This window comes from Bradyrhizobium sp. AUGA SZCCT0158 (genome assembly GCF_018130065.1).
Taxonomy (GTDB): Bacteria; Pseudomonadota; Alphaproteobacteria; order Rhizobiales; family Xanthobacteraceae; genus Bradyrhizobium.
The window spans coordinates 143467-166572 of sequence record NZ_JAFCME010000016.1 but is presented as its reverse complement, the minus strand read 5'-3'; the positions used below and the strand labels follow the sequence as shown (position 1 = coordinate 166572).

Sequence of the window (23106 nt, the reverse complement as noted above, 5' to 3'; positions counted from 1 at the left end):
CGGCGCAGCCTGCGCCGCGGTCCCCTTTTACGGATTTCCTCACATGAAAACCTTTTCGGCAAAGCCCGCCGAGGTGACGAAGAAGTGGGTGCTGATCGACGCCAAAGGTCTGGTGGTCGGACGGCTCGCTACCCTGGTCGCCATGCGTCTGCGCGGCAAACATCTGCCCACCTACACGCCCCACGTCGATTGCGGCGATCACGTCGTCATCATCAATGCGGCGCACGTCGTTCTGACCGGTCGCAAGCGCGACCAGAAGGTCTATTACAAGCACACCGGCTTCATCGGTGGCATCAAGGAACGCACCGCGAAGTCGATCCTCGAGGGTCGCTTCCCCGAGCGCGTCGTCGAGAAGGCCATCGAGCGCATGATCCCCCGCGGTCCGCTCGGCCGCGTGCAGATGGGCAATCTGCGCGTTTACCCCGGCGCCGAACATCCGCATGAAGCCCAGCAGCCCGAGACGGTTGATATCGCTTCGATGAACCGCAAGAACATGAGGGCCGCATAAGATGTCCGATACCATGCAGTCGCTCGACCAGTTGTCGCAGCTGAAGCCGGCAACGCCGGATGCCCCGAAATACGTCAAGAAGGTCGACAAGTACGGCCGCGCTTACGCCACCGGCAAGCGCAAGGACGCGGTCGCCCGCGTCTGGATCAAGCCGGGCGCCGGCAAGATTCTGGTCAACACCCGCGAAGTCGAAGTCTATTTCGCGCGTCCCGTTCTGCGCATGCTGATCCAGCAGCCGCTGGTCGCAGCTGCCCGTGCCGGCCAGTACGACGTCATCTGCACGGTCGCCGGCGGCGGTCTGTCGGGCCAGGCGGGTGCCGTGCGTCACGGCATCTCCAAGGCGCTGACCTGCTTCGAGCCGGATCTGCGCGGCGTATTGAAGAAGGGCGGCTTCCTGACCCGCGACTCCCGCACCGTGGAGCGCAAGAAGTACGGTCGCGCCAAGGCGCGCAAGTCGTTCCAGTTCTCGAAGCGCTAATTGCTTCGCTAAAATTTGCAGCGATTGCTGCATTCATCAACGAGGAAAAAGGGCGCTTTTCAGCGCCCTTTTTGTATTCAGTTTAGAGATGAATTAACGCAGATTTTCACGAAAACTTTCGTGCGCGTACACACGAAATTGGAACCCGAGCGGCCTAGCGTGCCAGGACTGCGGGGGCGCAGCATCACATTTCCAAATACGCGCCCAGCATTGCATCACACTTTTACGGTGGGGCTCATGTCGTTCGATACGTCCACGCTATATCTGTTCGCGACCATGGTTGCGGGCATGCTCGGGGCCATGCTCATTTTCTTCGGCAAGCAGGAAAATGTCCCGGCGTTGAAGTGGTGGGGCACGGCCTATCTGCTCGGTGCGGCCTCGGTCGCGATCTGGACCGTCGGCGGCGCCGCACTTGGCGGACCGCTGACGCTGGCGTTGAACGCGGTCGGCTTCATCGCCTGCGGCATGGTCTGGAATGCCGCGCGCGTCTTCCTCGGCCGCGCGCCCAACCTGCCGGGGCTGGTGTTCGGCGCGATCGCCTGGGTCGGTGTATCGGTAGGCTTGCCGTGGCTCGATCCGGCGATGCGCCTGACCGCCGGTGCGCTGATCGTTGCGATCTATGCAGCGCTGACGGCCTCGGAATTGTGGAGCGAGCGGCGGCGCAGCATGCAGAAGCGCTGGCCGACCATTGCGGTGCCCGTCATGCATGGCTGCGTGCTGATGCTGCCGATCCTGCTCGGCGACCTCCTGCGTCCGCATGACGAAACCTTCTACAGCAGCATCTGGGTGACGGCGTTTTCGATCGAGCTCGTGCTCTATGCGATCGGCACTGTGTTCGTGATCTTCATGCTGGTGTCGGATCGTGCCGTGACCGTGCACAAGACGGCAGCGTCGATCGATCCCTTGAGCGGCATGTTCAACCGCCGTGGCTTTGCCGAAGCCTGCGCGCGGGTGATCGAACGCGAGGCCACGGCGGGCCGGCCGGTGACGGTGATGATCTTCGACATCGACCATTTCAAGGGCATCAACGACCGTTTCGGCCATCCGGCGGGCGATGAGATCCTCAAACTGTTTGCCACCGTCGTGGTGAGCAATCTGCGCATCAGCGATCTGTCGGGCCGCATCGGCGGTGAAGAGTTCGCCGCGCTGTTGCCGTGTGCGCTGGAAGAGGGCGTGCTGGTGGCCGAGCGCGTGCGTGAAGCGTTCGAGGCGTCCGGAATCGTGTGCGAGGAAGGGCCGGTCGATACCACCGTCAGCATCGGCGTGGCCGGTGGGCCGGCGGGCACCGAGCTCGAGGTGCTGCTGGCGGCGGCCGACACCGCGCTCTATCAGGCCAAGCGCAGCGGCCGCAATCGCGTCGAGGCCGCGGAAGAGCTGCCGCTGTCACTGGAGCACTGGCGGCGCAAGACCGCGGGCCTTCCGGCGCCGGCCCGTGCGCAGGCTGCCACGACCTGAAGAAGCGCGGCGGTAACTCCGCGTTTACCATTCCATCCATATTATTTACTTATGGAATCGATACGCTCGCGAAATCCCCAGGCTGCGCTGATGTCGCTCGAAGCGGCCGCAGTTTCCGCCCGTGGCGGCTTCGCCTGCATGTTCTCCAGCTCGGAAGAATTCGAGACGGCGCTCATCACCGAGCGCCGGGCGCAGGGCCGTTACGATCAGCGCAGAACGCGCTGGCCTGCCATCCTGTTCATCGGTTGCGCGATGATGGTTGTGGGCGCAGTGTTGCTGTTCAACTGAGGCCGACTTTTCGGGATGCTGATGCCGGGCGCCGCAAGGCGCCTTTTTCTTTTCGGCGCCTTCAGCTAGAGACGGTTATTCCCAGCAGAAGGGCTTCATCAATGATCACCGAAATCGCACAGATCGACGTCAAGCCCGGCACCGAGAAGGATTTTGAAGCCGCCGTGGCCAAGGCGCGCCCGCTGTTCCTGCGCGCCAAGGGCGGCAAGGGATTTGAACTGCACAAGTCGATCGAGAAGCCGCAGCGCTATCGCCTGATGGCGCAATGGGAAACGCTGGAAAATCACACCGTCGATTTCCGCGGCTCGGAAGATTTTACGGCATGGCGCGGCCTGGTCGGGCAGTACTTTGCGGCGCCCCCCGAGGTCGAGCACACCGAGACGGTGCTGACGTCGGAGGGTTAAAGCGGCTTACACCATCGTCTTTTCGGCCTTGAAATGGTCGATCATGACCTTGGCGATCGCCATCAGGGGCAGGGCAAGCGCGAGGCCCCAGATGCCAAAGACGACGCCGAGCAGGATCTGGAACGCGAACAGCGTGGCGGGCGGAATATCCAGCGCCTGACGCTGGATGATCGGCGTCAGCACGTAGCTTTCCAACGCGTGCACGCCGAGGAACAGGATGAACGCGCTGAGCGCCGCGACCCATCCGGAGGCGAGGCTCGCCAGCACCACGATCAGCCCGCCGAGGATCGCGCCGACGGTCGGAATGAAGGCGAGCAGGCCGGCCTGGATGCCCAGAATAAACGAGCTGGGGATGCCGATGATGGCAAGCCCGATCCAGGTGACAAAGAACACCGCTGCCATGGTGATGATCTGCGCGATCAGCCAGCGCTCCAGCGTCCAGCCGATGCGGTCGATAATGATGGTGGCGCGGGCGCGGTGCCTGGCCGGCGCCATGAACAACAGCCCGTTGCGGTAAACGCTTGGCTGCACGGCAAAGGCGAGGCCCAGAAACAGCACGATAAAGAAGTTTCCGACCGCGCTCACGGTGCCCAGGATCAGCTTCAGGCTCTGGCTGAAAATGGCGCCGCCGCTGGACGCGATGGTGCTGGCGCTGGGAAGGCTATGCGGCGTTGTTGGCGCCGCCGGCGCAGACGCATCCGAAGCCGCATTGAGGCTGCCGAAGTCGAAAAAGCTGGTATCGACCCCATTCCTGTCCAGGAAGGCTTTGAGGTCGACCAGCTGCGACTTGATCGTGTCGCTCAACACCTTGGTCTGTTGGGCGATGGTGGCGCCGCCGAGGAAAAGAATTCCCGACAGGATACCGGCCAGCACCAGGCAGACGACGGTGAGCCGCAGCGAATGCGGAAGTTTGACCACGCGGCCGAGCATACCGGCCATCGCGGTGAGGGCGACGCCGAGCAGCACGCCGGCAAAGATCAGGAACAGGGTCGCGGCGAAATACCAGGTGAACAGCAAGAGTGCCGTGAACAGCACGACGCCGATGCCTCCGACCGAGATCGCCCACGCCAGATCGTTGCGGGCCAAAAGACGACCGTCAGCCGGACCTGTCACGTTGATTCCTTCCCCCAAAATATTCCTGCGCCAGTCTTTCGCGAAAATTCGCCCGGGATCAAGCGGCGAGGCACGCGCCGGTTTGACGCTGCCATGCCCGGTGTGCCAAGCGGTGCAGGCTAACTAAAGCGTTTTCCAGCGAAGTGGACGCCGGTTCGCGTCAAGAAAACGCGTCAAATCAAGAATCTGGAGCTCCGTTCCGATTCCATCGGAGCGGAAAAGCTCCAGCGACGGGCGCTTCGGCGAGGATGAGATGAATTTCAAATGGTTGGGGCCGGTTGCGCTGCTGGCGGCGATCTATATCGGCGACCAGATCAGGATCAACCGACCCGGCCACAAATATCGCTTGACCGTTGAAGTCGAGACCCCCGATGGACGCAAATCGGCGAGCGGAGTCTTGGCGGTCCACCCGTATCGCGGCTACAGCGGCATCGGCCCAACCCGCACCGTGGGTGATGCCGTCTACGTCGACCTCGGCGGCGGCAAAAATCTGGTCGCGCTGCTGGCGCATATCGACAAGAAACTCGAACTCGACGGCATCAATTATGTAGCCCTGCGCGCCTATACGGCGGCCGCCGGCGACGGCAAGCGCGTGTCGTTCAACGAAATGAACCGCCAGACCGGCGTCGTGCCGGTAACGGGCGCGCTGATCCCGGTACTCGTGACGTTTGCCGACCCGGCCAATCCCGGGACCGCACGCAATGTGCAGCCTGACGAAGCGGAAAGTGCACTGGGGAAGGGATATCGCCTCCGCGGGATATCGGCCGAGGCGGTGCCGAACGGATTTTGGCCGCTCGATTTCGGCGGCGTGCTGGGCGAGCCGGTGACCCGTGCCATTCAGGCGAAACTGCCGTGGCTGAACGGCGCCGACAATTCCGCCGCGACTGCGCTTCGGGCGGCCGGGCTGCCCGGCGTCGAGGCTGTCGAAGCCAGGGAAGCCTTTACGCGGAAGTAGCTGCCTTTGCCGCGCGTCAGGCCGCTCCACGAGCCAAAACGCGTGCCTTTGCGCCTGTTCTGACGCCGGGCTTGCCGGCACGGCCTGGGCTTCGCGCGGAGCTGTAAAGCAGAAGTAGGCAGCATATCATGTTGATCCGGCACGATCTCGCAGGCATGATCGGCCAAAATCATGGCTCAACCTGGAAGATCCTTGCGCAGGACGATGAAAGCAGAAACTTGGCGATGAGACGGCCCGTGGTCGGTGTGATCGGGAACGCCCATCGCATCGAAAATCGTTTCACAACCCAGATGGTCGGAGAGCGCAATCTCCGCGCTGTAGCCGACGTGTCGGGCGCACTGCCGCTGATGTTTGCCGGATCGCCCGAGATTACCGATATCGGCGCCTTGCTCGAAGCCGTCGACGGAGTGGTGCTGACAGGCGCCCGCGCCAACGTCCATCCGACCCGCTTCAAGACCGAGCCGCATGAGAGGCACGAGCCCTACGATATTCACCGCGACGACGTCGCCCTTGCGCTGGCGGAAGCCTGCGTCGCCCGCGGCGTGCCGATCTTCGGCATCTGCCGCGGCTTGCAGGAAATGAACGTCGCCTTTGGCGGCTCGCTGCACCCGGAGATTCGCGACATCCCCGGCCGCATGAATCACCGCATGCCGCGGCTGGAGAACGGCGAGATCCACCCCGATCCGTTGGTGATCTTTGCCGACCGGCATGACGTCCATCTGACGCCTGATGGCGCCTTTGCGAAGCTGCTTGGCTGCGAAACCATTCGCGTGAACTCGCTGCATGGGCAAGGCATTCTCGATCCCGGCGAGCGCGTCGTCATCGAGGGCGTGGCGGAAGACGGCACCATCGAGGCAATTCGCATTGCCGATGCACCGAGCTTTGCGCTCGGCGTGCAATGGCATGCGGAGTACGACCCGCAGCGCAATCCGATCAACCGTGCGCTGTTTGAGGCGTTCGGCGAGGCGCTCAAAGCGCATCAGCGGGCGAGCTAGCTGCTGGTCGAAATGTTCGCACACCGCTCATGAGCAGGTGAGGGGGAAGGGCGAGCACATCCCGCTGGCGAATCTGAAATTGCTCAAGGCCGATCCCGCCGCCGTGCAAGCGCAAAGCGAGGAGATCAAGGCGCGTTACTCCAGGATATTCGGGGTATAATTTGATTCGAAATATCCATTTCTCCGGGGTGCTGTCCGTAATTCTACGGAACCGAAAACGCGGGAGCGCGGCCCAGAACTCGGCTATGCATTGGGGTAGCTGAGGGCGCCGAACAACCGGCGCAAGGCGCCGGACCCGCATTCATACTCACACCATTGTCGTCATCATTTCCTGGGCGGTTTCTCTGGCGGTTTTCTTAGCGATTTTATTGGGCAGTTGGTCGTCATGACTTTGTGGAGCCGTCTTGCATTCGCGATGGTGTTCCTGGTCGTGGGCACCGTTTGCGCCCTTGCTGTGTTCGGTGATGGTTTCGGTCGCGCGACACTGGTCGTCGGGGTGATCGCGGTCTTGGTCGCGCTGGTGCTTGCGGCCGCCATCGCGGGCTCGCTGTCCCGACAGCTGACCCGAATGACCCGGGCGGTCGAGGGGCTGTCGCGCGGCAAGCCGGTTGCGATGCCTGCCGAAGGTAGCCGGGAGATGGCCCCGCTATCGGCGGCTTTCGCCGAATTGTCGGACCAGCTCGGCGCCAGGCCAAACCTGCTGGAAAACACGGTCGAAAGCATCCGCGATTGCGTTGTCGTGGCCGACGAGAACGCGGTGGTCGTCGTTGCCAACGGCGCAGCCCGCCACCTGCTGGGTCTGGACCGCGGCTTCGACAGCCTGACGGGGGTCAGAAAATTCGCCTGTTTCCTTGTCGACGGTACCACACCGCTGCCGATCCCGGATTCGCCGCTGGCGCGGGCGCTGCGCGGCGAACATGTCGATGATTTCGAACTCATGGTGCAGTCCGAAGGATCCTGCGCGAAAGCCCACATCGTCGCCAACGCCCGGCCGTTGCGCGACGAACGCGGCAGGCTTTGCGGGGCGGTGACCGTGCTCCGCGACGTCACCGAACAAAAGCGCGCCCTGCAGGCCCTGGTCGACAGCGAACAGATGGCGCAGACCATCGTGAGCACCGCGCTCGACGCCTTCGTCCAGACCGACGAAAACGGCTTCGTTCTCGAATGGAGTCCGCAGGCCGAAGCCTTGACCGGGTGGACGCGGGCGGAGACGGTTGGTGTGAAGCTGGTCGAGCTGGTGTTTCCCGAGCACCTTCGCGCGGCGCACCGGCAGCGGATCGCCAAATTCCTGCGTGAGACCGCCGGTGGCGCCATGGGCATGCGCTATGAGGCGCCGGCGCTGCACCGGGACGGTCACGAATTTTTTGTCGAAGTGTCGCTCACGGCGCTGCGCCGCGGCGACGGTTACATCATCAACGCCTTTGTCCGGGACATCACCCAGCGGCGCATCGCCGAGGAGCGGCTGATTCAGGCGCAAAAGATGGATACCGTCGGGCAATTGACCGGCGGCATTGCCCACGACTTCAACAACATGCTCACGGTGATCACAGGCACGATCGAAATTCTGGCCGATGGCGTCAAGGACGTTCCGCACCTGGCTTCGATCACCAAGCTGATCAGCGACGCCGCCGACCGCGGCGCAAACCTCACCGCCAGCCTGCTGGCGTTCGCGCGCAAGCAGCCGTTGCAGCCGGCCGAGATCGACGTCAATGATCTTGTTCGCGAGGCCGTTCGATTGCTCGCGCCGACCGTCGGCAAGGATATCGAAATCGAGGCCGCCTTGAGCGACGAGGCGTGGCCGGCATTCGTCGATCGTAGCCAACTCTCCTCCGCGGTCGTCAATCTCGCCATCAATGCCCGGGACGCCATGGCAGATGGCGGAAAGCTGACCATTGCGACCGGCAACATCACTTTGGGCGTGCCCGAGGCGGTGGCCCGCGGCGTCGAACGCGCCGGCGATTATGTCGTGGTCGAAGTGAGCGACACCGGCACCGGGATTCCGCAGCCCATTCTCGACAAGATATTTGAACCGTTCTTTTCCACCAAGGAGGTTGGCCAGGGAACAGGGCTCGGACTCAGCATGGTGTTTGGCTTCGCCAAGCAGTCGGGCGGAAGCGTCGACGTGCGCAGCGAGGAGGGAAGCGGCACGACGTTCACGATCTATCTGCCCAAAGCCGACACCAGCGCGCTTCAACCGTCGACACACGACGAGGATTCGCCGGTGCAGGGCGGCAGCGAAACGCTCCTGTGCGTCGAGGACGACCGCAAGATCCGCGACTACGTGACGATGCAGCTCGAGAGCCTCGGCTACAAGGTGATCGTGGCCTCGAATGCCGACGAGGCCCTCGCCATCGTCAATCGGGGCGCCGCGTTTGATTTATTGTTCACCGACGTCGTGATGCCCGGCAGTATGAACGGCAGGCAACTGGCCGAAACGCTGATGGCCCGCCGGCCGTCGCTGCGGGTGCTCTTCACCTCCGGCTATAGCGACGGCGCGCTGCCGCTGAAAAACCGCGCAGGCCACGGGATTCCGCTTTTGACCAAGCCTTATCGGCGCGCGGAGCTGGCGCGAACGTTGCGCCGTTGTCTTGATATTGCGGTCGATCCGGCCGGCGATCCGATACCGACGCCTTATTCCGTGCAGCCGGAGCTCGAGCGTTTCCTGCGCAAGTATCCGCCGAAGGAGGGATAGGTTATTCTTTGGCAGCCTCAACTTCTCTGGACTTGAACAGGCCGCCACATGAAGTCTCGCGTAGAGACACTCACGCCGCCGAACACGCCGAAGCCGATCGGCCCTTACAATCATATCGCCAAGGTCGGCCAACACATCTCGATTGGGGGGACGGCCGGCTTCGATCCGGCGACGGGACAATTGGCTGGCGCTGATGTCGGCGCGCAGACACGGCAAATCCTGAAATCATTCGCGGTCATGCTTGAAGCCGTGGGGTCCGATCTCAATCATGTGCTGCACATTTATATCTTCCTGCAGCACATGTCCGACTTCGAGGCGATGAACGCGGCCTATGTCGAGATGATGGGAGATCACAGACCGGCGCGGACGGTCATTGCGGTGAAGGAGCTGCCCAAGTCCGGCGTGTTGCTGACGATGAATCTCACCGCCGTAACGCGAGAGGGATGATCCTGCGTTCCGAGCACCGGTGTTGAGATGTGTTCAAAAACAAAAGGCGCCCCGTTCGGAGCGCCTTTCGCATTTGTGAACCGTGACATCAGCGGCGCGAACGCCGCGAAAAATCACAGCGAATAGTACATGTCGAATTCGACCGGATGCGGGGTCATCTCGAAGCGCTCGACTTCGGTCATCTTTAGCTCGATGTAGCTGTCGATGAAGTCGTCGTCGAACACGCCGCCGTTCTTGAGGAACGCGCGGTCCTTGTCGAGGTTTTCCAGCGCCTCGCGGAGCGAACCGCATACCGTCGGGATCTGCTTCAGCTCTTCCTTCGGCAGGTCGTAGAGGTCCTTGTCCATCGCCGGACCCGGATCGATCTTGTTCTTGATGCCGTCGAGGCCGGCCATCAGCATCGCGGCGAAGCCGAGATACGGGTTGGCCATCGGGTCGGGGAAGCGGACCTCGACGCGCTTGGCCTTCGGGTTGGCGGTGTAGGGGATACGGCAGGAGGCCGAACGGTTGCGCGCGGAGTAGGCGAGCAGCACGGGCGCTTCATAACCGGGGACCAGACGCTTGTAGGAGTTGGTCGACGGGTTGGTGAAGGCGTTGATCGCCTTGGCGTGCTTGATGATGCCGCCGATGTAGTGGAGGCAGGTCTCGGAGAGGTCGGCGTATTTGTTGCCGGCGAACACCGGCTTGCCGTCTTTCCAGATCGACTGGTGGACATGCATGCCCGAGCCGTTGTCGCCATAGATCGGCTTCGGCATGAAGGTCGCGGTCTTGCCGTAGATGTGCGCGACCTGATGGATGCAGTATTTGTAGATCTGCATGTGGTCGGCCATCAGCGTCAGCGTGTCGAACTTCATGCCGAGCTCGTGCTGGGCGGAAGCGACTTCATGGTGATGCTTCTCGACCTTGACGCCCATCTTGGCCATCGCGCCGAGCATTTCCGAGCGCATGTCCTGGACCGAGTCCTGCGGCGGGACCGGGAAGTAGCCGCCCTTGGTGCGGATGCGGTGTCCGAGATTGCCGCCTTCATATTCGGTGTCCGAATTGGTCGGAAATTCCGAGGAGTCGAGCTTGAAGCCGGTGTTGTAGGGGGTAGAGGAGAAGCGCACGTCGTCGAATACGAAGAACTCGGCTTCCGGTCCGACGAACACGGTGTCGCCGATGCCCATCGACTTGACCATCGCCTCGGCCTTCTTGGCCATGCCGCGCGGGTCGCGGTTGTAGGGCTCGCCGGTGGTCGGCTCGAGCACGTCGCAGGTGATGACCATGGTGGTTTCGGCGAAGAACGGATCGATCGTCGCGGTCACCGGATCGGGCATCAGGCACATGTCGGATTCATTGATCGCCTTCCAGCCGGCAATCGACGAGCCGTCGAACATGGTGCCTTCGGCAAAGATTTCCTCGTCGATCATGCCGATGTCGAAAGTCACGTGCTGCCACTTGCCGCGCGGGTCGGTGAAGCGCAGGTCGACGTATTTTACGTCGTTGTCCTTGATCGATTTCAGGACGTCTTTGGCGGTCTTCATGAATACCCCTTTTGGTTTCCAGGACTCTGCGACAACGACATTTTCGCAAACAACACGCACACACAGACAGACAGAGTGGTGAGATATCGCAAACGAAATCAGGCCGCCGAAGCAGCCCTTTTCTTGTTTTTCAGTCGCAAAATGCGGGATAGCACCCGGCTTAGATAGCGTCCAGCCCGGATTCTCCGGTTCTGATCCGGATCGCTTCTTCGATGTTGGAGACGAAGATTTTGCCGTCGCCGATGCGGCCGGTCTGGGCGGCGCGCCGGATCGCGTCGATGGCTTTCTCGACCAGTTCGTCTGATATCACGATCTCGATTTTGACCTTGGGCAGGAAGTCCACGATGTATTCCGCACCGCGATACAGTTCGGCGTGGCCTTTTTGCCGACCGAAACCCTTGGCCTCGGTCACGGTGATGCCCTGCAGTCCGACCTCCTGAAGCGCCTCTTTCACCTCGTCGAGCTTGAACGGCTTGATGATGGCTTCGATTTTTTTCACTGAGCGCCTCCCGGGCATTACAAATTGCAGAGCAGATAGTTTCGATATCGCGCGTGGCGCCGTCTGGTCGTCGATCCCTGATCAGGGCCCGAAACGCTCGCAATTGGCGCGAACGGCGACGGTCCTGAGCCGGCTTCCTTACCGGCTTCCCCAAAAGCAGGGTCTATGCCAAGTTGTTAACGGGCCTGATTTTGGAATGTTATCAGACTTTTAACAGGCAATCGGCAGAGGTCGGACCGGACGCTGCATGATACCCAAGCCTACCAAATAGGCAAACCGATCAATTGGTATGCAGCTATTGGGCGATTGGCTACGGCCGATATGGGAAATGCCTCTGGAAAAGGCTGATAGATCGAGGATTCGGCATGGAAGTTCTGACCACCACTGAGATGGAGCGTGCCGACCGAATGACCATTGCCGCCGGCACGCCCGGCTTCGCGCTGATGATGAGCGCGGGCCAGGCCGTTGCAGAAGCCGCGATGGAACTGGTCGAGGAGGGCGCGATCGTGGTGGTTGCCGGCCGTGGCAACAATGGCGGCGACGGGTTTGTCGCTGCGGCCGAACTTGCCGCGCGCGGCCGCGACGTTTCGGTGATCCTGCTCTGCGAGCGGGACAGTCTTACCGGCGACGCGGCACTCGCGGCGAAGGGGTGGAAATACCCGGTGCTGCCGTTCAATCCGCAGGCGATCGGGAAGCCGGCGCTGATCATCGATGCGCTGCTCGGCGCCGGTCTCAACCGTCCCGTGAAGGGCGATCCGCTTGAGATGATCGAGGCGATCAACGCCAACGGCGCGCCGGTCCTCGCCGTCGATCTGCCGAGCGGCATCAACGGCACCACCGGCGCCGTGATGGATGTTGCGATCAACGCCGTCGAAACCGTGACGTTCTTCCGCAAGAAGCCGGCGCATCTGTTGCTGCCGGGACGGATGCATTGCGGCCGCGTCCGCGTCGCCGACATCGGCATCCATGCGCATGTGCTGGGCGAAATCCAGCCGCAGACAATGGAAAACGTTCCGCAGGCTTGGCGGGGATGCTTTCCGGTGCCGCGGATCGATGGCCACAAATATGCGCGCGGTCACGCCGTCGTCGTATCCGGCGACATGGCCTCAACCGGCGCGGCGCGGCTGGCGGCACGCGCCGCGCTGCGGGCCGGCGCCGGCCTCGTCACGCTGGCGTCGCCGCGCGAGGCGCTGGCGGTGAATGCTTCGGCGCTGACCGCGGTGATGATCCGCGCGGTCGATAGCGCGGTCGAATTCGCCGACATGCTGAACGACAAGCGGCTCAATGCCTGCGTGATCGGGCCGGGCGCTGGCATCAGCGCGCGCACGCGCGATCTCGTCCACACTGCATTGTCAGCGCAACGTCACCTCGTGCTCGATGCCGACGCGCTGACGAGTTTTGCGCAAGAACCGGAGCGCCTGTTTGAATCGATCAAGGCGTCCAGCGATCCGCAGGTCGTGCTGACCCCGCACGAGGGCGAGTTTCCGCGGCTGTTCAGCGACATCAGCAACAAGCATCCGGGCCGCTCCAAACTCGAACGGGTGCGCGACGCCGCCTTGCGCTCTGGCGCCGTGGTGCTGCTGAAGGGGCCGGATACGGTGGTGGCATCGCCCGACGGGCGCGCCAGCATCGCGGCCAACGCGCCGCCCTGGCTCGCCACCGCCGGCGCCGGCGACGTGCTGGCGGGAATCATCGCAGGGCTGTTGGCGCAAGGCGTGCCGGCTTTCGAGGCCGCCAGCATCGGCGTCTGGATGCACGGCGAAGGCGCCCGCGAGGCGGGGCCGGGCCTGATCGCAGAAGATTTGACCGAGGTGCTGCCCGCGGTGTTCCGGCGGCTCTACGACGAGTTCGGGATTGAGTATTAGTTGGTAGGATGGGTGGAGCGAAGCGATATACCCATCGTCTTCGCGGTTGCAGGCATTGATGGGTATCGCTTCGCTCCACCCATCCTACGGTTACGGCGAAGCATCTTGCCAGGGGATGGAGTGAATGAGATGGGCGAGAAGCTAACGGCTTATGATCCGGCTGAGGATCTGCTGTCCGATGAGGCGATTGCCGTATTCATGGAGGAAGCATTCAAGACCGAGGATGCAGGCTATATCGCGCATGCGCTCGGCGTTGTCGCCCGTGCCAAAGGTAGGACACCTGGCTAGCCGAAATGGCAGCGATGATGGGTTTCGCTCGCTCTACCCATCCTACGTCACGAGATATTTCGCCACCGCCGCCTCGTTCCATTCCAGGCCAAGGCCGGGACCTCGCGCGGTGACCGTGCCGTCGATGATCTCGGCGGGTTGGGCGAGAATGACGCGGGCGAAATCGAGAAATTCCAGCCAGTGCGCGGTTGGCGTCACCGCCAGCATGTGGGCGCTGGCCTCCGCGAAGAGATGGCTCGACATCGGAATGTTGGCGGCTTCCGCTTGGGCTGCGACCTGAAGCCAGCCGGTGACGCCGCCGCATTTCATCAAATCGGGCATGATGAAGTCGCTGGCGCCGGCCGCGATCGCCTCGGCAAAGCCGCGCGGGAACCACCAGTTCTCGCCGGCCTGGATCGGCGTCGGCGAGGTCTCGCGCACCTTGGCATGGCCCAACAGATTTTCCTGCGGCACCGGCTCTTCGATCCAGTGCAGGTCATACGGGGCGAGGCGGGCGATGCGGCGGCCGGCTTCCGCGGGATCGAGCGACTGGTTGAAGTCGATCATCAATGCGATGTCCGGGCCGAGCAGGGCGCGCACGCCCTTGACCACTCGCTCGTCATTGGCGGCGTCGCCATCGCCGCCCTTGATCTTGATGCCGCGAAACCCCTGCTCCAGCGAGCGGCGCAGCGCCTTCTCGTCGGCAATGGGATCGACCACGCCATAGCTGTCATAGGCCTTGATCGGCCGCGGCGCGCCGCCGAGCAGCTCGGCCAATGGCCGACCGGCAATCTGGCCGAGCGCGTCCCAATAGGCCATGTCGAGCCCGGACACCGCCATGCCGACCAGGCCCTGCCAGCCGAGCAGGCGGAATTTTGCGTCCATCGCCTTCATCAGATCAAACGGCGCAACCGGCTTGCCGACGAGTTCGCGCCCGATCTCCTCGATCAGGTGCACCAGCGGCTTCACTGTCAGTTTGGCGTAGGCAAAGATGTAAGCGCGTCCGGTAACGCCTTGATCGGTCGCGACATCGATCAGCACCATCGGTGCGGCATCGATCGTTGAGAAAGCGGTCTTCACGGGCCGCGCGATCGGCACCACGAGGCCGCGGGCGGTGACGCTGCGAATGGCGGGAACGGATGCGCTCATGCCGGTCTCCTCATTCCACACTGTACCATCGCACCAGGCGGGGGGCGGCCCAGTCGGTCGCGACGGATTCGATCAGCCAGCGTCCGGCATATTCGGCGGCAAAGGCGATGCGTTGCGTCTGGCCGGGTTCGATCGCCAGCGTATCCAGCCAGAACGGCTTCCAGCCGTCATCGAGCCGGTCGAGCAGCCGGAAATGATGACCGTGCAGGTGGAATACCGTTGGGATGGGGCCGCGGTTGTTCAGGGCCAGCACAACGGTGCGTCCCGCTTTGGTACGGAACGCGGGCGCGGCGGTCGCGGCGAAGTTCGCCGGCGGCACCCAGTCGCCTTGCGGCCCGCCAAGGGCCAATTCGGCCCGGGTGGCGCCCTTGAGGTCGAGTCGCGCCGGCAGGCCATTGGAAGGTAGCGGCGGCGCCGAGGGAAGCGGGGCGGGGCGGGCCGGCGGTTCGCCCGACACGATCAGCCTGCCGATGGGACGGGCCTCCTTGCCGTCGTGGACCAGAATCGCTGCGGTGGTCCCGGCGGGTGCCGTCACATCGATAAAGGCATCGACGCGGCCGCCGGGGGGCACCACCAACGCACCGTTGCGGGCCTGGAACGGCTCGGACGGCTGGCTGTCGATGGCCATCACGCGAACCTCGAAATTCTCGATTTTGACCGCGATAACAGCCCGCTGGCAGCCGTTGATGAAGCGAATCCTGATCCGTTCATTGGTTCGTGCTGTAATATCGAACGAAAGCTGGCCGTTGGCCGTCAGAACCGTTGCCGCGTCCTTGGGGTCGATTCCGGGCGCGATTGCGGTTCCGTCCGGGCGCAGCCGCCAGTCCTCGACCAGAAACACCTCGTCGCGATCGACGGCGACAGTCTCGTTTTCCCGGACCACCACTGCGCGAGCCCGGGATGGCCGTGCCTGGCCGTCGCCGAGAAGGGTTAGATCACACAGCTGCGTTCCGGCATGTCGCAGCGGCAGTTGTAGAGTTTCCCTCATCCCGGCCGCGAGCGGCGCGCGGGCCGTCAGCGATTCGGCGCTCGCGGCGCCGTCGAGCCCTCGCCAATTGAGGGCAACGGGCTGCGGCAGCTCATTGGCGAGTGTGACTTCAACGGTGTCGCCGCGCTTGAACCTGACCTCCGGCGATCCAAGCGACCAAACCGGCGTCGCCGGCGCTCCTGGCCGAAGCGCAACAACATCGCCTTTGGCTTGCAGCGCCAGCGCTGCGCGGCCTTGAGCAGAGCCAATGGCGGGCCATATCGGGAGCAGGGCGGCAGCGCCCAGTCCGGCCATCAGCTCGCGTCGGTGCAGCAGGGATTTGGGGCTTGCCATGAGACCGATGCGGACCATTTTCTGAAGGTCCTGTCCAGCTGTGACGCCTTGCCTCGGGCGGCGTTCAAAAAGCGCCATTTTTTTGCTGCGGACCGGTGGGCGCATGTTATAAGCCCGCCGCTCGCGGCATCGCGGCCGGACTGGATGCTTTTTACGCGGGCGTGGCGGAACTGGTAGACGCGCTGGATTTAGGTTCCAGTGACGAAAGTTGTGGGGGTTCGAGTCCCTCCGCCCGCACCAAGCGCTCTATTCAAGCGTTTGCATGATGAATACTGGAGGGCCTGTTTCCCCGGTTGGGGAGTTGGGTCAGCCGAACCACCGGCGCAGGCTTTAAGGGCCCCGCGTCGATCCAATTGACAATGTCGGGGCCATCAGGCCCTGCCGAAACGGAAGAAGATTGACGCCATGCAGGTCACCGAAACCCTCGTCGAGGGATTGAAGCACGAGTTCAAGATCAGCGTTCCCGCATCGGATCTCGATGCCAAGGCCGGCGCCAAGCTGATCGATCTCAAGGACAAGGTGAAGCTCAACGGCTTCCGTCCCGGCAAGGTGCCGGTGAGTCACCTGAAGAAGGTCTATGGCCGCTCTGTCATGGCCGAGACCATCGACCAGACCATCCGCGACACTAACACGCAGATATTCACCGATCGCGGCTTCCGCCTTGCGACCGAACCGAAGATCACGATGCCGACCGAGGAAAAAGAGGTCGAGGAACTCCTCTCCGGCAAGAGCGATCTCACCTACACGGTAGCGATCGAGGTGGTGCCGACGATCCAGCTCGCCGACTTCAAGAGCTTTACCGTCGAGAAGCCGGTCGTCGACGTGTCCGACAGCGATGTCGATGACGCCATCAAGCGCATCGCCGACCAGAGCCGCCCCTATAACGCCAAGAGCGAAGGCGCGAAGGCCGAGAACGGCGATCGCGTCACCATCAACTTCACCGGCCGTATCGACGGTACGCCGTTCGAGGGTGGTACCGGCGAGGGCATCCAGGTCGTGATCGGCACCGGCCAGTTCATTCCGGGCTTTGAAGAGCAGTTGATCGGCATCGGCGCGGGCGAGACCCGTAACCTGAAGGTTTCCTTCCCGAAGAACTACGCTAGCGAAAAGCTCGCCGGCCAGCCCGCCGAGTTCGAAACCACCGCCACCGCCATTGAAGCCCCGGGCGAGACCACCGTCGATGACGAGTTCGCCAAGACGCTCGGTCTGGAATCGCTCGACAAGCTGAAGGAAGCCGCGCGCGAGCGCCTGGTCGCTGAGTTTGCCGGTGCGACGCGCCAGCGCGTCAAGCGCGCGCTGCTCGACCGTCTCGACGAGAGCCACAAATTCGAAGCGCCGCCGTCGCTGATCGCTGAAGAGTTCAATCTAATGTGGAACTCGATCAAGGCCGAGATGGAATCGAGCGGCAAGACCTTTGCCGACGAGAACACCACCGAGGACGCCGCCAAGGAAGAGTACCAGAAGATCGCCGACCGCCGGGTCCGCCTCGGCCTCGTGCTTTCGGAGATCGGCGAGAAGAACAAGATCACCGTCACCGACGACGAAGTCAGCCGCGCCGTAATCGAGCGGGCGCGGTCGATGCCGGGCCGCGAGAAGGAAGTCTGGGACTACTATCGCAACAACGCCAATGCGCTGGCCCAGCTTCGTGCGCCGATTTATGAAGACAAGGTGGTCGATTTCATCCTCGAGCTCGCCAACGTGACCGAAAAGAAGGTTTCGCGTGAAGACCTGTTCAAGGATGAGGACGCTGAGAAAACTGCCGCTTAATCCCGGCACCTGATGTTAATGATGAACGGCGAAAGCGGCGGGGCTCCGGCATCCGTCGCTATGAGTTCGGCTGCGAATCAGTTTGAACTCGTCTAGCTCAGCCCGCCATTGTCCGGCCTTGTCGCCGGGGAATTGGCTCATATCTGAGTTCTGTCTGTGAAGTCCTGCATCACGGGACGTTCGTCCACTTCTGGCAAATCAAGTCTGGTTGCCGCTGGATGTTCGCCCCCGCCAACCCTTTAGGTGATACATGCGCGATCCCGTTGAAACCTACATGAACCTTGTTCCGATGGTGGTCGAGCAGACCAACCGCGGTGAACGCGCTTACGACATTTTCTCGCGCCTGCTGAAGGAGCGCATCATCTTCCTGACCGGTCCGGTCGAGGATGGCATGGCGACGCTGACGGTCGCGCAGCTGTTGTTCCTTGAAGCCGAGAATCCGAAGAAGGAAATCTCGATGTACATCAACTCGCCCGGCGGCGTGGTGACATCGGGCCTGGCGATCTACGACACCATGCAGTTCATCCGTCCGCCGGTGACGACGCTGTGCACCGGGCAGGCGGCCTCGATGGGCTCGCTGCTGCTGGCGGCCGGCCACAAGGACATGCGCTTCTCGCTGCCGAATTCGCGCATCATGGTGCATCAACCCTCAGGCGGCTTCCAGGGCCAGGCCACCGACATCATGCTGCACGCGCAGGAGATCTTGAATCTCAAGAAGCGGCTCAACGAAATCTACGTGAAGCACACCGGCCAGACCTACAAGGCGATCGAGGATGCGCTGGAGCGCGACAAATTCCTGACCGCCGACATGGCCAAGGACTTCGGTATTGTCGACAAGGTGATGGATAAGCGTCCGGAAGAGCCGGCGATGACCAAGACCCCGTAAGGTAACGGGTGGAGGTACCCACGCGTTGACCTTGACAGGTGGGCCCAATCGGCAAATTACGCTCTAAGCGGCTGTCTATACCCGAACGTAGGCAGAAAGTTCCGCTTTCGTGCTGGTTTGGCAGCGTGGTAATCGCGCAACGCTTGGGTGATTTCGGCAACTTCTCCACGTGCGAAGGCCGAAAATCACGGTATTGTCACGGTGTCCGCTCCGTGCCCGGTTAGCGAATTCTTGATAGTCGGGTGTCAGCATGGTTGGCTGTGAGGGATCGGGTAGGATCTCGGGGATTCGAGTAAACCGTGATTCGAACGACGCGTATTGAGTTAAGGTCTTTTTTGGTACGGAATTTGCTCTATCTACTTTCAGGTCCGGCTTGGTACCGGAATGGGTCGATCGAGTGACGGGATCGAACGGCGGACGGAGAATAGAATGAGTAAGGTCGGCACGAGCGACTCCAAGAACACGCTGTATTGCTCGTTCTGTGGCAAGAGCCAGCATGAGGTCCGCAAACTGATCGCGGGACCCACCGTATTCATCTGCGACGAATGCGTTGAGCTCTGCATGGACATCATCCGTGAGGAGAACAAGTCCTCGCTGGTGAAGTCGCGCGACGGCATTCCGACGCCGAAGGAAATCTGCAAGGTGCTGGACGACTACGTGATTGGCCAGAGCCACGCCAAGAAGGTGCTCTCGGTCGCTGTCCACAATCACTACAAGCGGCTCAATCACCAGACCAAGCACAACGACGTTGAACTCGCGAAGTCGAACATCCTGCTGATCGGTCCGACCGGTTCGGGCAAGACGCTGCTGGCGCAGACGCTGGCGCGGATTCTCGACGTGCCGTTCACGATGGCGGATGCGACCACGCTGACCGAAGCCGGCTATGTCGGTGAGGACGTCGAGAACATCATCCTGAAGCTGCTGCAGTCGGCCGACTACAATGTCGAGCGCGCGCAGCGCGGCATCGTCTATATCGACGAAATCGACAAGATCAGCCGAAAGTCCGACAATCCGTCGATCACCCGCGATGTTTCGGGCGAGGGCGTGCAGCAGGCGCTGTTGAAGATCATGGAAGGCACCGTCGCCTCCGTGCCTCCGCAGGGCGGCCGCAAGCATCCGCAGCAGGAATTCCTGCAGGTCGACACCACGAACATCCTGTTCATCTGCGGCGGCGCCTTCTCTGGGCTCGAGAAGATCATCTCCGCACGCGGCCGTTCAACCTCGATCGGTTTCGCAGCGCAGGTTCTGGCGCCGGAAGACCGCCGCACCGGCGAAATCTTCCGCCATGTCGAGCCGGAAGATCTCTTGAAGTACGGCCTGATCCCGGAATTCGTCGGCCGCTTGCCTGTCGTCGCGACGCTGGAAGATCTGGATGAGGCTTCGCTTAAGAAGATCCTGACCGATCCGAAGAACGCGCTGGTCAAGCAGTACCAGCGGCTGTTCGAAATGGAGAATATCGAACTCACCTTCGCCGACGAGGCGCTTGGCGCGGTCGCCCGCAAGGCGATCGAGCGCAAGACCGGCGCGCGGGGCTTGCGTTCGATCCTCGAAAGCATCCTGCTCGAGACCATGTTCGATCTTCCGGGTCTGGAAGGCGTCGAAGAGGTGGTGATCTCGCGCGAAGTGGTCGAGGGAACTGCCCGTCCGCTCTACATCTACGCGGACCGTTCCGACCGCGCCGTCGAGAGCAGCGCCAGCGCCTGATAGGCCCTGGTCGGGGATGGATTTCTGTCCCAAACAGGACGGCTGCCGGGACATTCCGGCGGCCACAGCGGCGTAGTTGTTGCGCAGCAATCCTTCGCGTTTAGCCCCATTTGACGGGCATTTTTCGTGACTTGACACCCCCGTACCCGATAGCCACCTAATGCTCTCGGTGGCGAAGCTCATGCCTGAGATTCGTCGCCAAACGATCCGGAAAAACAGGCTGCGAAGGTGGCTTGCAGCCCCGGAACCTCCCGGCACCTTGTGGCGGTTGCGCACAAAGAGCGGACTGCGTGCAAGGGGGCACAACAAAAGGAATTAGGCTATGACTTCAGCCAAACCCCGGCCATCTATCGTTCACGGCGAAAGCCACTCTTATCCGGTGCTGCCGCTCCGCGACATCGTCGTATTCCCGCACATGATCGTGCCTCTGTTCGTCGGCCGCGAGAAGTCGATCCGCGCGCTCGAAGAGGTGATGAAGAACGATGCGTTGATCCTGCTCGCCACGCAGAAGAACGCCTCCGACGATGATCCGAGCCCGGATTCGATCTACGAAGTCGGCACGCTCGCCAGCGTCCTGCAGCTGCTCAAATTGCCCGACGGCACCGTCAAGGTGCTGGTCGAAGGCTTGGAGCGCGCACGCGTCCAGAAATATTCCGACCGCAGCGAATATTACGAAGCAACCGCCGTTGCGCTCGCCGATACCGATGCGACCTCCGTCGAGGCCGAGGCGCTCGCGCGTTCGGTGGTGTCCGACTTCGAAAGCTATGTGAAGCTGAACAAGAAGATCTCCGCCGAAGTCGTCGGCGTGGTTCAGGCGATCACCGATTTCGCCAAGCTGAGCGATCAGGTCGCCCAGCATCTCGCCGTCAAGATCGCCGATCGCCAGGGCATCCTGGAGACGTTGTCCGTCACGCAGCGCCTGGAGAAGGTGCTGGGGCTGATGGAGAGCGAGATCTCGGTGCTGCAGGTCGAGAAGCGCATCCGCTCGCGCGTCAAGCGCCAGATGGAGAAGACCCAGCGCGAGTATTACCTGAACGAGCAGATGAAGGCGATCCAGAAGGAACTCGGCGACGACGAAGGTCGCGACGAGCTCGCCGATCTGGAAGAGAAGATTGCCAAGACCAAGCTCTCCAAGGAAGCGCGGGAGAAGGCGCAGCACGAATTGAAGAAGCTGCGCCAGATGTCGCCGATGTCCGCGGAAGCCACCGTCGTGCGCAACTATCTCGACTGGCTGCTGTCGATCCCGTGGAACAAGAAGTCCAAGGTCAAGAAGGACCTGGTCGCCGCGCAGGCGGTCCTGGACAGCGACCATTACGGGCTTGAGAAGGTCAAGGACCGCATCGTCGAGTATCTGGCGGTGCAGTCGCGCGCCAACAAGCTGACCGGACCGATCCTGTGTCTGGTCGGACCTCCCGGCGTCGGCAAGACCTCGCTCGGCAAGTCGATCGCGAAGGCGACGGGGCGCGAGTTCGTGCGCGTGTCGCTTGGCGGCGTGCGCGACGAGGCCGAGATCCGCGGTCATCGCCGCACCTATATCGGCTCGATGCCTGGCAAGATCATTCAGTCGATGCGGAAGGCGAAGTCCTCGAATCCGTTGTTCCTGCTCGACGAAATCGACAAGATGGGCGCCGATTTCCGCGGCGATCCGTCGTCGGCGCTGCTTGAGGTGCTGGATCCGGAGCAGAACGGCACGTTCGCCGACCACTATCTGGAGGTCGACTACGATCTGTCGAACGTCATGTTCATCACGACCGCGAATACGCTGAATATTCCGGGACCGCTGATGGACCGCATGGAGATCATCCGGATCGCCGGCTACACCGAGAACGAGAAGGTCGAGATCGCGCGCAAGCATCTGATCCCGAACGCCATCTCCAAGCATGGCCTCGATTCCAAGGAATGGTCGATCGACGACGATGCGCTGCTCTTGATGATCCGCCGCTACACCCGCGAGGCGGGCGTGCGTAACCTGGAGCGTGAGCTCTCCACACTCGCCCGCAAGGCGGTGAAGGAGCTGATGATCTCCAAGAAGAAGTCGGTCAAGGTCACCGAGAAGTCCCTCGAGGAATTCCTGGGTGTGCCGAAGTACCGCTACGGCGAGATCGAGAGCGAGCCTCAGGTCGGCATCGTGACAGGCCTGGCCTGGACCGATGTCGGTGGCGAGCTGCTCACCATCGAAGGCGTCATGATGCCCGGCAAGGGCAAGATGACGGTGACCGGCAACCTGCGCGACGTCATGAAGGAGTCGATCTCGGCGGCGGCGTCCTACGTCCGCTCGCGGTCGATCAACTACGGCATTGAGCCGCCGCTGTTCGACCGGCGTGACATCCACGTCCACGTTCCCGAGGGCGCAACCCCGAAGGACGGACCGTCGGCGGGTGTCGCGATGGCGACCGCCATCATCTCGGTCATGACCGGCATTCCGGTCCGGCACGATGTCGCCATGACCGGCGAGATCACGCTGCGAGGGCGGGTGCTGCCGATCGGCGGCCTGAAGGAGAAGCTGCTCGCGGCCGCCCGTGGCGGCATCAAGACGGTGTTCATCCCCGAGGACAACGCCAAGGATCTCACGGAGATTTCCGATGCGATCAAGGGCGGCATGGACATCATCCCGGTCGCCCGGCTTGATGACGTCGTCGCCAAGGCGCTGGTGCGCCCTCCGGTGGCGATCGTGTGGGAAGAGGACACCAAGGTGCCGGTCAAATCCGACGCCACGGACGAAGCCGGTGGCCTGACCGCTCACTGATCGAACGATTTGCAAGATGAGAGAACGGCGCCTTCGGGCGCCGT

At 62.4% G+C, this 23106-nt stretch carries 19 protein-coding genes, 1 tRNA gene and 1 pseudogene; 16 read left to right on the top strand and 5 right to left on the bottom strand.

Going from position 1 to position 23106, the window contains the following annotated elements; translation table 11 throughout:
- Positions 1-43 precede the first annotated feature (43 nt).
- The 5 genes from rplM (at position 44) to JQ574_RS23030 (ending at position 3133) form a co-directional block, all read left to right on the top strand.
- The gene (gene rplM / locus JQ574_RS23050) at positions 44-508 is read left to right on the top strand and encodes a 50S ribosomal protein L13 (protein WP_212032288.1); all 465 of its coding nucleotides are present in this window, start codon (positions 44-46) and stop codon (positions 506-508) included.
- A 1-nt stretch (position 509) separates the two neighbouring features.
- Positions 510-986 carry a 30S ribosomal protein S9 gene (gene rpsI / locus JQ574_RS23045; protein ID WP_212032287.1) on the top strand — a complete coding sequence of 159 codons (477 nt, stop codon included), beginning with the start codon at positions 510-512 and terminating at the stop codon, positions 984-986.
- Positions 987-1223: 237 nt separating this feature from the next.
- Positions 1224-2441 (top strand): GGDEF domain-containing protein, encoded by a 1218-nt coding sequence (locus JQ574_RS23040; protein ID WP_212208131.1) that lies wholly within the window; start codon positions 1224-1226, stop codon positions 2439-2441.
- A 51-nt stretch (positions 2442-2492) separates the two neighbouring features.
- Complete coding sequence (locus tag JQ574_RS23035; protein ID WP_192733479.1) at positions 2493-2729, top strand: hypothetical protein; 237 nt, start codon at positions 2493-2495, stop codon at positions 2727-2729.
- Positions 2730-2830: 101 nt separating this feature from the next.
- Positions 2831-3133, top strand: a complete 303-nt coding sequence (locus tag JQ574_RS23030; protein WP_212208130.1) for an antibiotic biosynthesis monooxygenase — start codon at positions 2831-2833, stop codon at positions 3131-3133.
- A gap of 6 nt (positions 3134-3139) precedes the next feature.
- Here the strand turns inward: JQ574_RS23030 and JQ574_RS23025 are convergent, their stop codons facing one another.
- A complete protein-coding gene (locus JQ574_RS23025; RefSeq protein ID WP_212208129.1) occupies positions 3140-4246 on the bottom strand; it encodes an AI-2E family transporter in 1107 nt (368 codons plus the stop codon).
- Between the two features lie 253 nt (positions 4247-4499).
- Here JQ574_RS23025 and JQ574_RS23020 point away from each other — a divergent pair, with 253 nt between their 5' ends.
- From JQ574_RS23020 to JQ574_RS23005, 4 genes are all read left to right on the top strand, one after another.
- Entirely contained in the window at positions 4500-5201 is a 702-nt protein-coding gene (locus JQ574_RS23020; RefSeq protein WP_212208128.1) for a hypothetical protein, read from the top strand.
- Positions 5202-5425: 224 nt separating this feature from the next.
- On the top strand, positions 5426-6196 hold the full coding sequence (locus JQ574_RS23015; protein WP_212208127.1) for a gamma-glutamyl-gamma-aminobutyrate hydrolase family protein: 771 nt from the start codon (positions 5426-5428) through the stop codon (positions 6194-6196).
- A gap of 385 nt (positions 6197-6581) precedes the next feature.
- Positions 6582-8888 (top strand): PAS domain-containing sensor histidine kinase, encoded by a 2307-nt coding sequence (locus JQ574_RS23010; RefSeq protein WP_249119524.1) that lies wholly within the window; start codon positions 6582-6584, stop codon positions 8886-8888.
- Between the two features lie 48 nt (positions 8889-8936).
- On the top strand, positions 8937-9335 hold the full coding sequence (locus JQ574_RS23005) for a RidA family protein (RefSeq protein WP_212208126.1): 399 nt from the start codon (positions 8937-8939) through the stop codon (positions 9333-9335).
- A 113-nt stretch (positions 9336-9448) separates the two neighbouring features.
- Here the strand turns inward: JQ574_RS23005 and glnA are convergent, their stop codons facing one another.
- Both glnA and JQ574_RS22995 read right to left on the bottom strand, forming a co-directional pair.
- Positions 9449-10858: a type I glutamate--ammonia ligase gene (gene glnA / locus JQ574_RS23000; protein WP_212208125.1), complete on the bottom strand. Its 1410-nt coding sequence runs from the start codon at positions 10856-10858 to the stop codon at positions 9449-9451.
- Positions 10859-11018: 160 nt separating this feature from the next.
- Positions 11019-11357 (bottom strand): P-II family nitrogen regulator, encoded by a 339-nt coding sequence (locus JQ574_RS22995; protein WP_027537227.1) that lies wholly within the window; start codon positions 11355-11357, stop codon positions 11019-11021.
- 365 nt (positions 11358-11722) lie between these two features.
- On the opposite strand from JQ574_RS22995, the gene JQ574_RS22990 reads away from it, so the two are divergent.
- Both JQ574_RS22990 and JQ574_RS22985 read left to right on the top strand, forming a co-directional pair.
- Positions 11723-13222 carry an NAD(P)H-hydrate dehydratase gene (locus JQ574_RS22990; RefSeq protein WP_212208124.1) on the top strand — a complete coding sequence of 500 codons (1500 nt, stop codon included), beginning with the start codon at positions 11723-11725 and terminating at the stop codon, positions 13220-13222.
- A 129-nt stretch (positions 13223-13351) separates the two neighbouring features.
- Positions 13352-13501 (top strand): annotated as a pseudogene (locus JQ574_RS22985) (transcriptional regulator); the annotation flags it as partial.
- A 51-nt stretch (positions 13502-13552) separates the two neighbouring features.
- On the opposite strand, the gene JQ574_RS22980 reads toward JQ574_RS22985, so the two are convergent.
- Both JQ574_RS22980 and JQ574_RS22975 read right to left on the bottom strand, forming a co-directional pair.
- Positions 13553-14638, bottom strand: coding sequence for an enolase C-terminal domain-like protein (locus tag JQ574_RS22980; RefSeq protein ID WP_212208123.1), 1086 nt, complete (start codon positions 14636-14638; stop codon positions 13553-13555).
- A gap of 10 nt (positions 14639-14648) precedes the next feature.
- A complete protein-coding gene (locus JQ574_RS22975) occupies positions 14649-15977 on the bottom strand; it encodes a multicopper oxidase family protein (protein ID WP_212208122.1) in 1329 nt (442 codons plus the stop codon).
- Between the two features lie 137 nt (positions 15978-16114).
- Here JQ574_RS22975 and JQ574_RS22970 point away from each other — a divergent pair.
- From JQ574_RS22970 to lon, 5 genes are all read left to right on the top strand, one after another.
- Positions 16115-16199: transfer RNA gene (locus tag JQ574_RS22970), tRNA-Leu, on the top strand.
- A gap of 165 nt (positions 16200-16364) precedes the next feature.
- Complete coding sequence (gene tig, locus JQ574_RS22965; protein ID WP_212208121.1) at positions 16365-17726, top strand: trigger factor; 1362 nt, start codon at positions 16365-16367, stop codon at positions 17724-17726.
- A gap of 250 nt (positions 17727-17976) precedes the next feature.
- On the top strand, positions 17977-18612 hold the full coding sequence (locus JQ574_RS22960; protein WP_212001188.1) for an ATP-dependent Clp protease proteolytic subunit: 636 nt from the start codon (positions 17977-17979) through the stop codon (positions 18610-18612).
- Positions 18613-19041: 429 nt separating this feature from the next.
- Positions 19042-20316, top strand: coding sequence for an ATP-dependent Clp protease ATP-binding subunit ClpX (gene clpX, locus JQ574_RS22955; protein WP_027537232.1), 1275 nt, complete (start codon positions 19042-19044; stop codon positions 20314-20316).
- A gap of 322 nt (positions 20317-20638) precedes the next feature.
- On the top strand, positions 20639-23062 hold the full coding sequence (lon, locus tag JQ574_RS22950) for an endopeptidase La (RefSeq protein WP_212208120.1): 2424 nt from the start codon (positions 20639-20641) through the stop codon (positions 23060-23062).
- Positions 23063-23106: the final 44 nt, after the last annotated feature.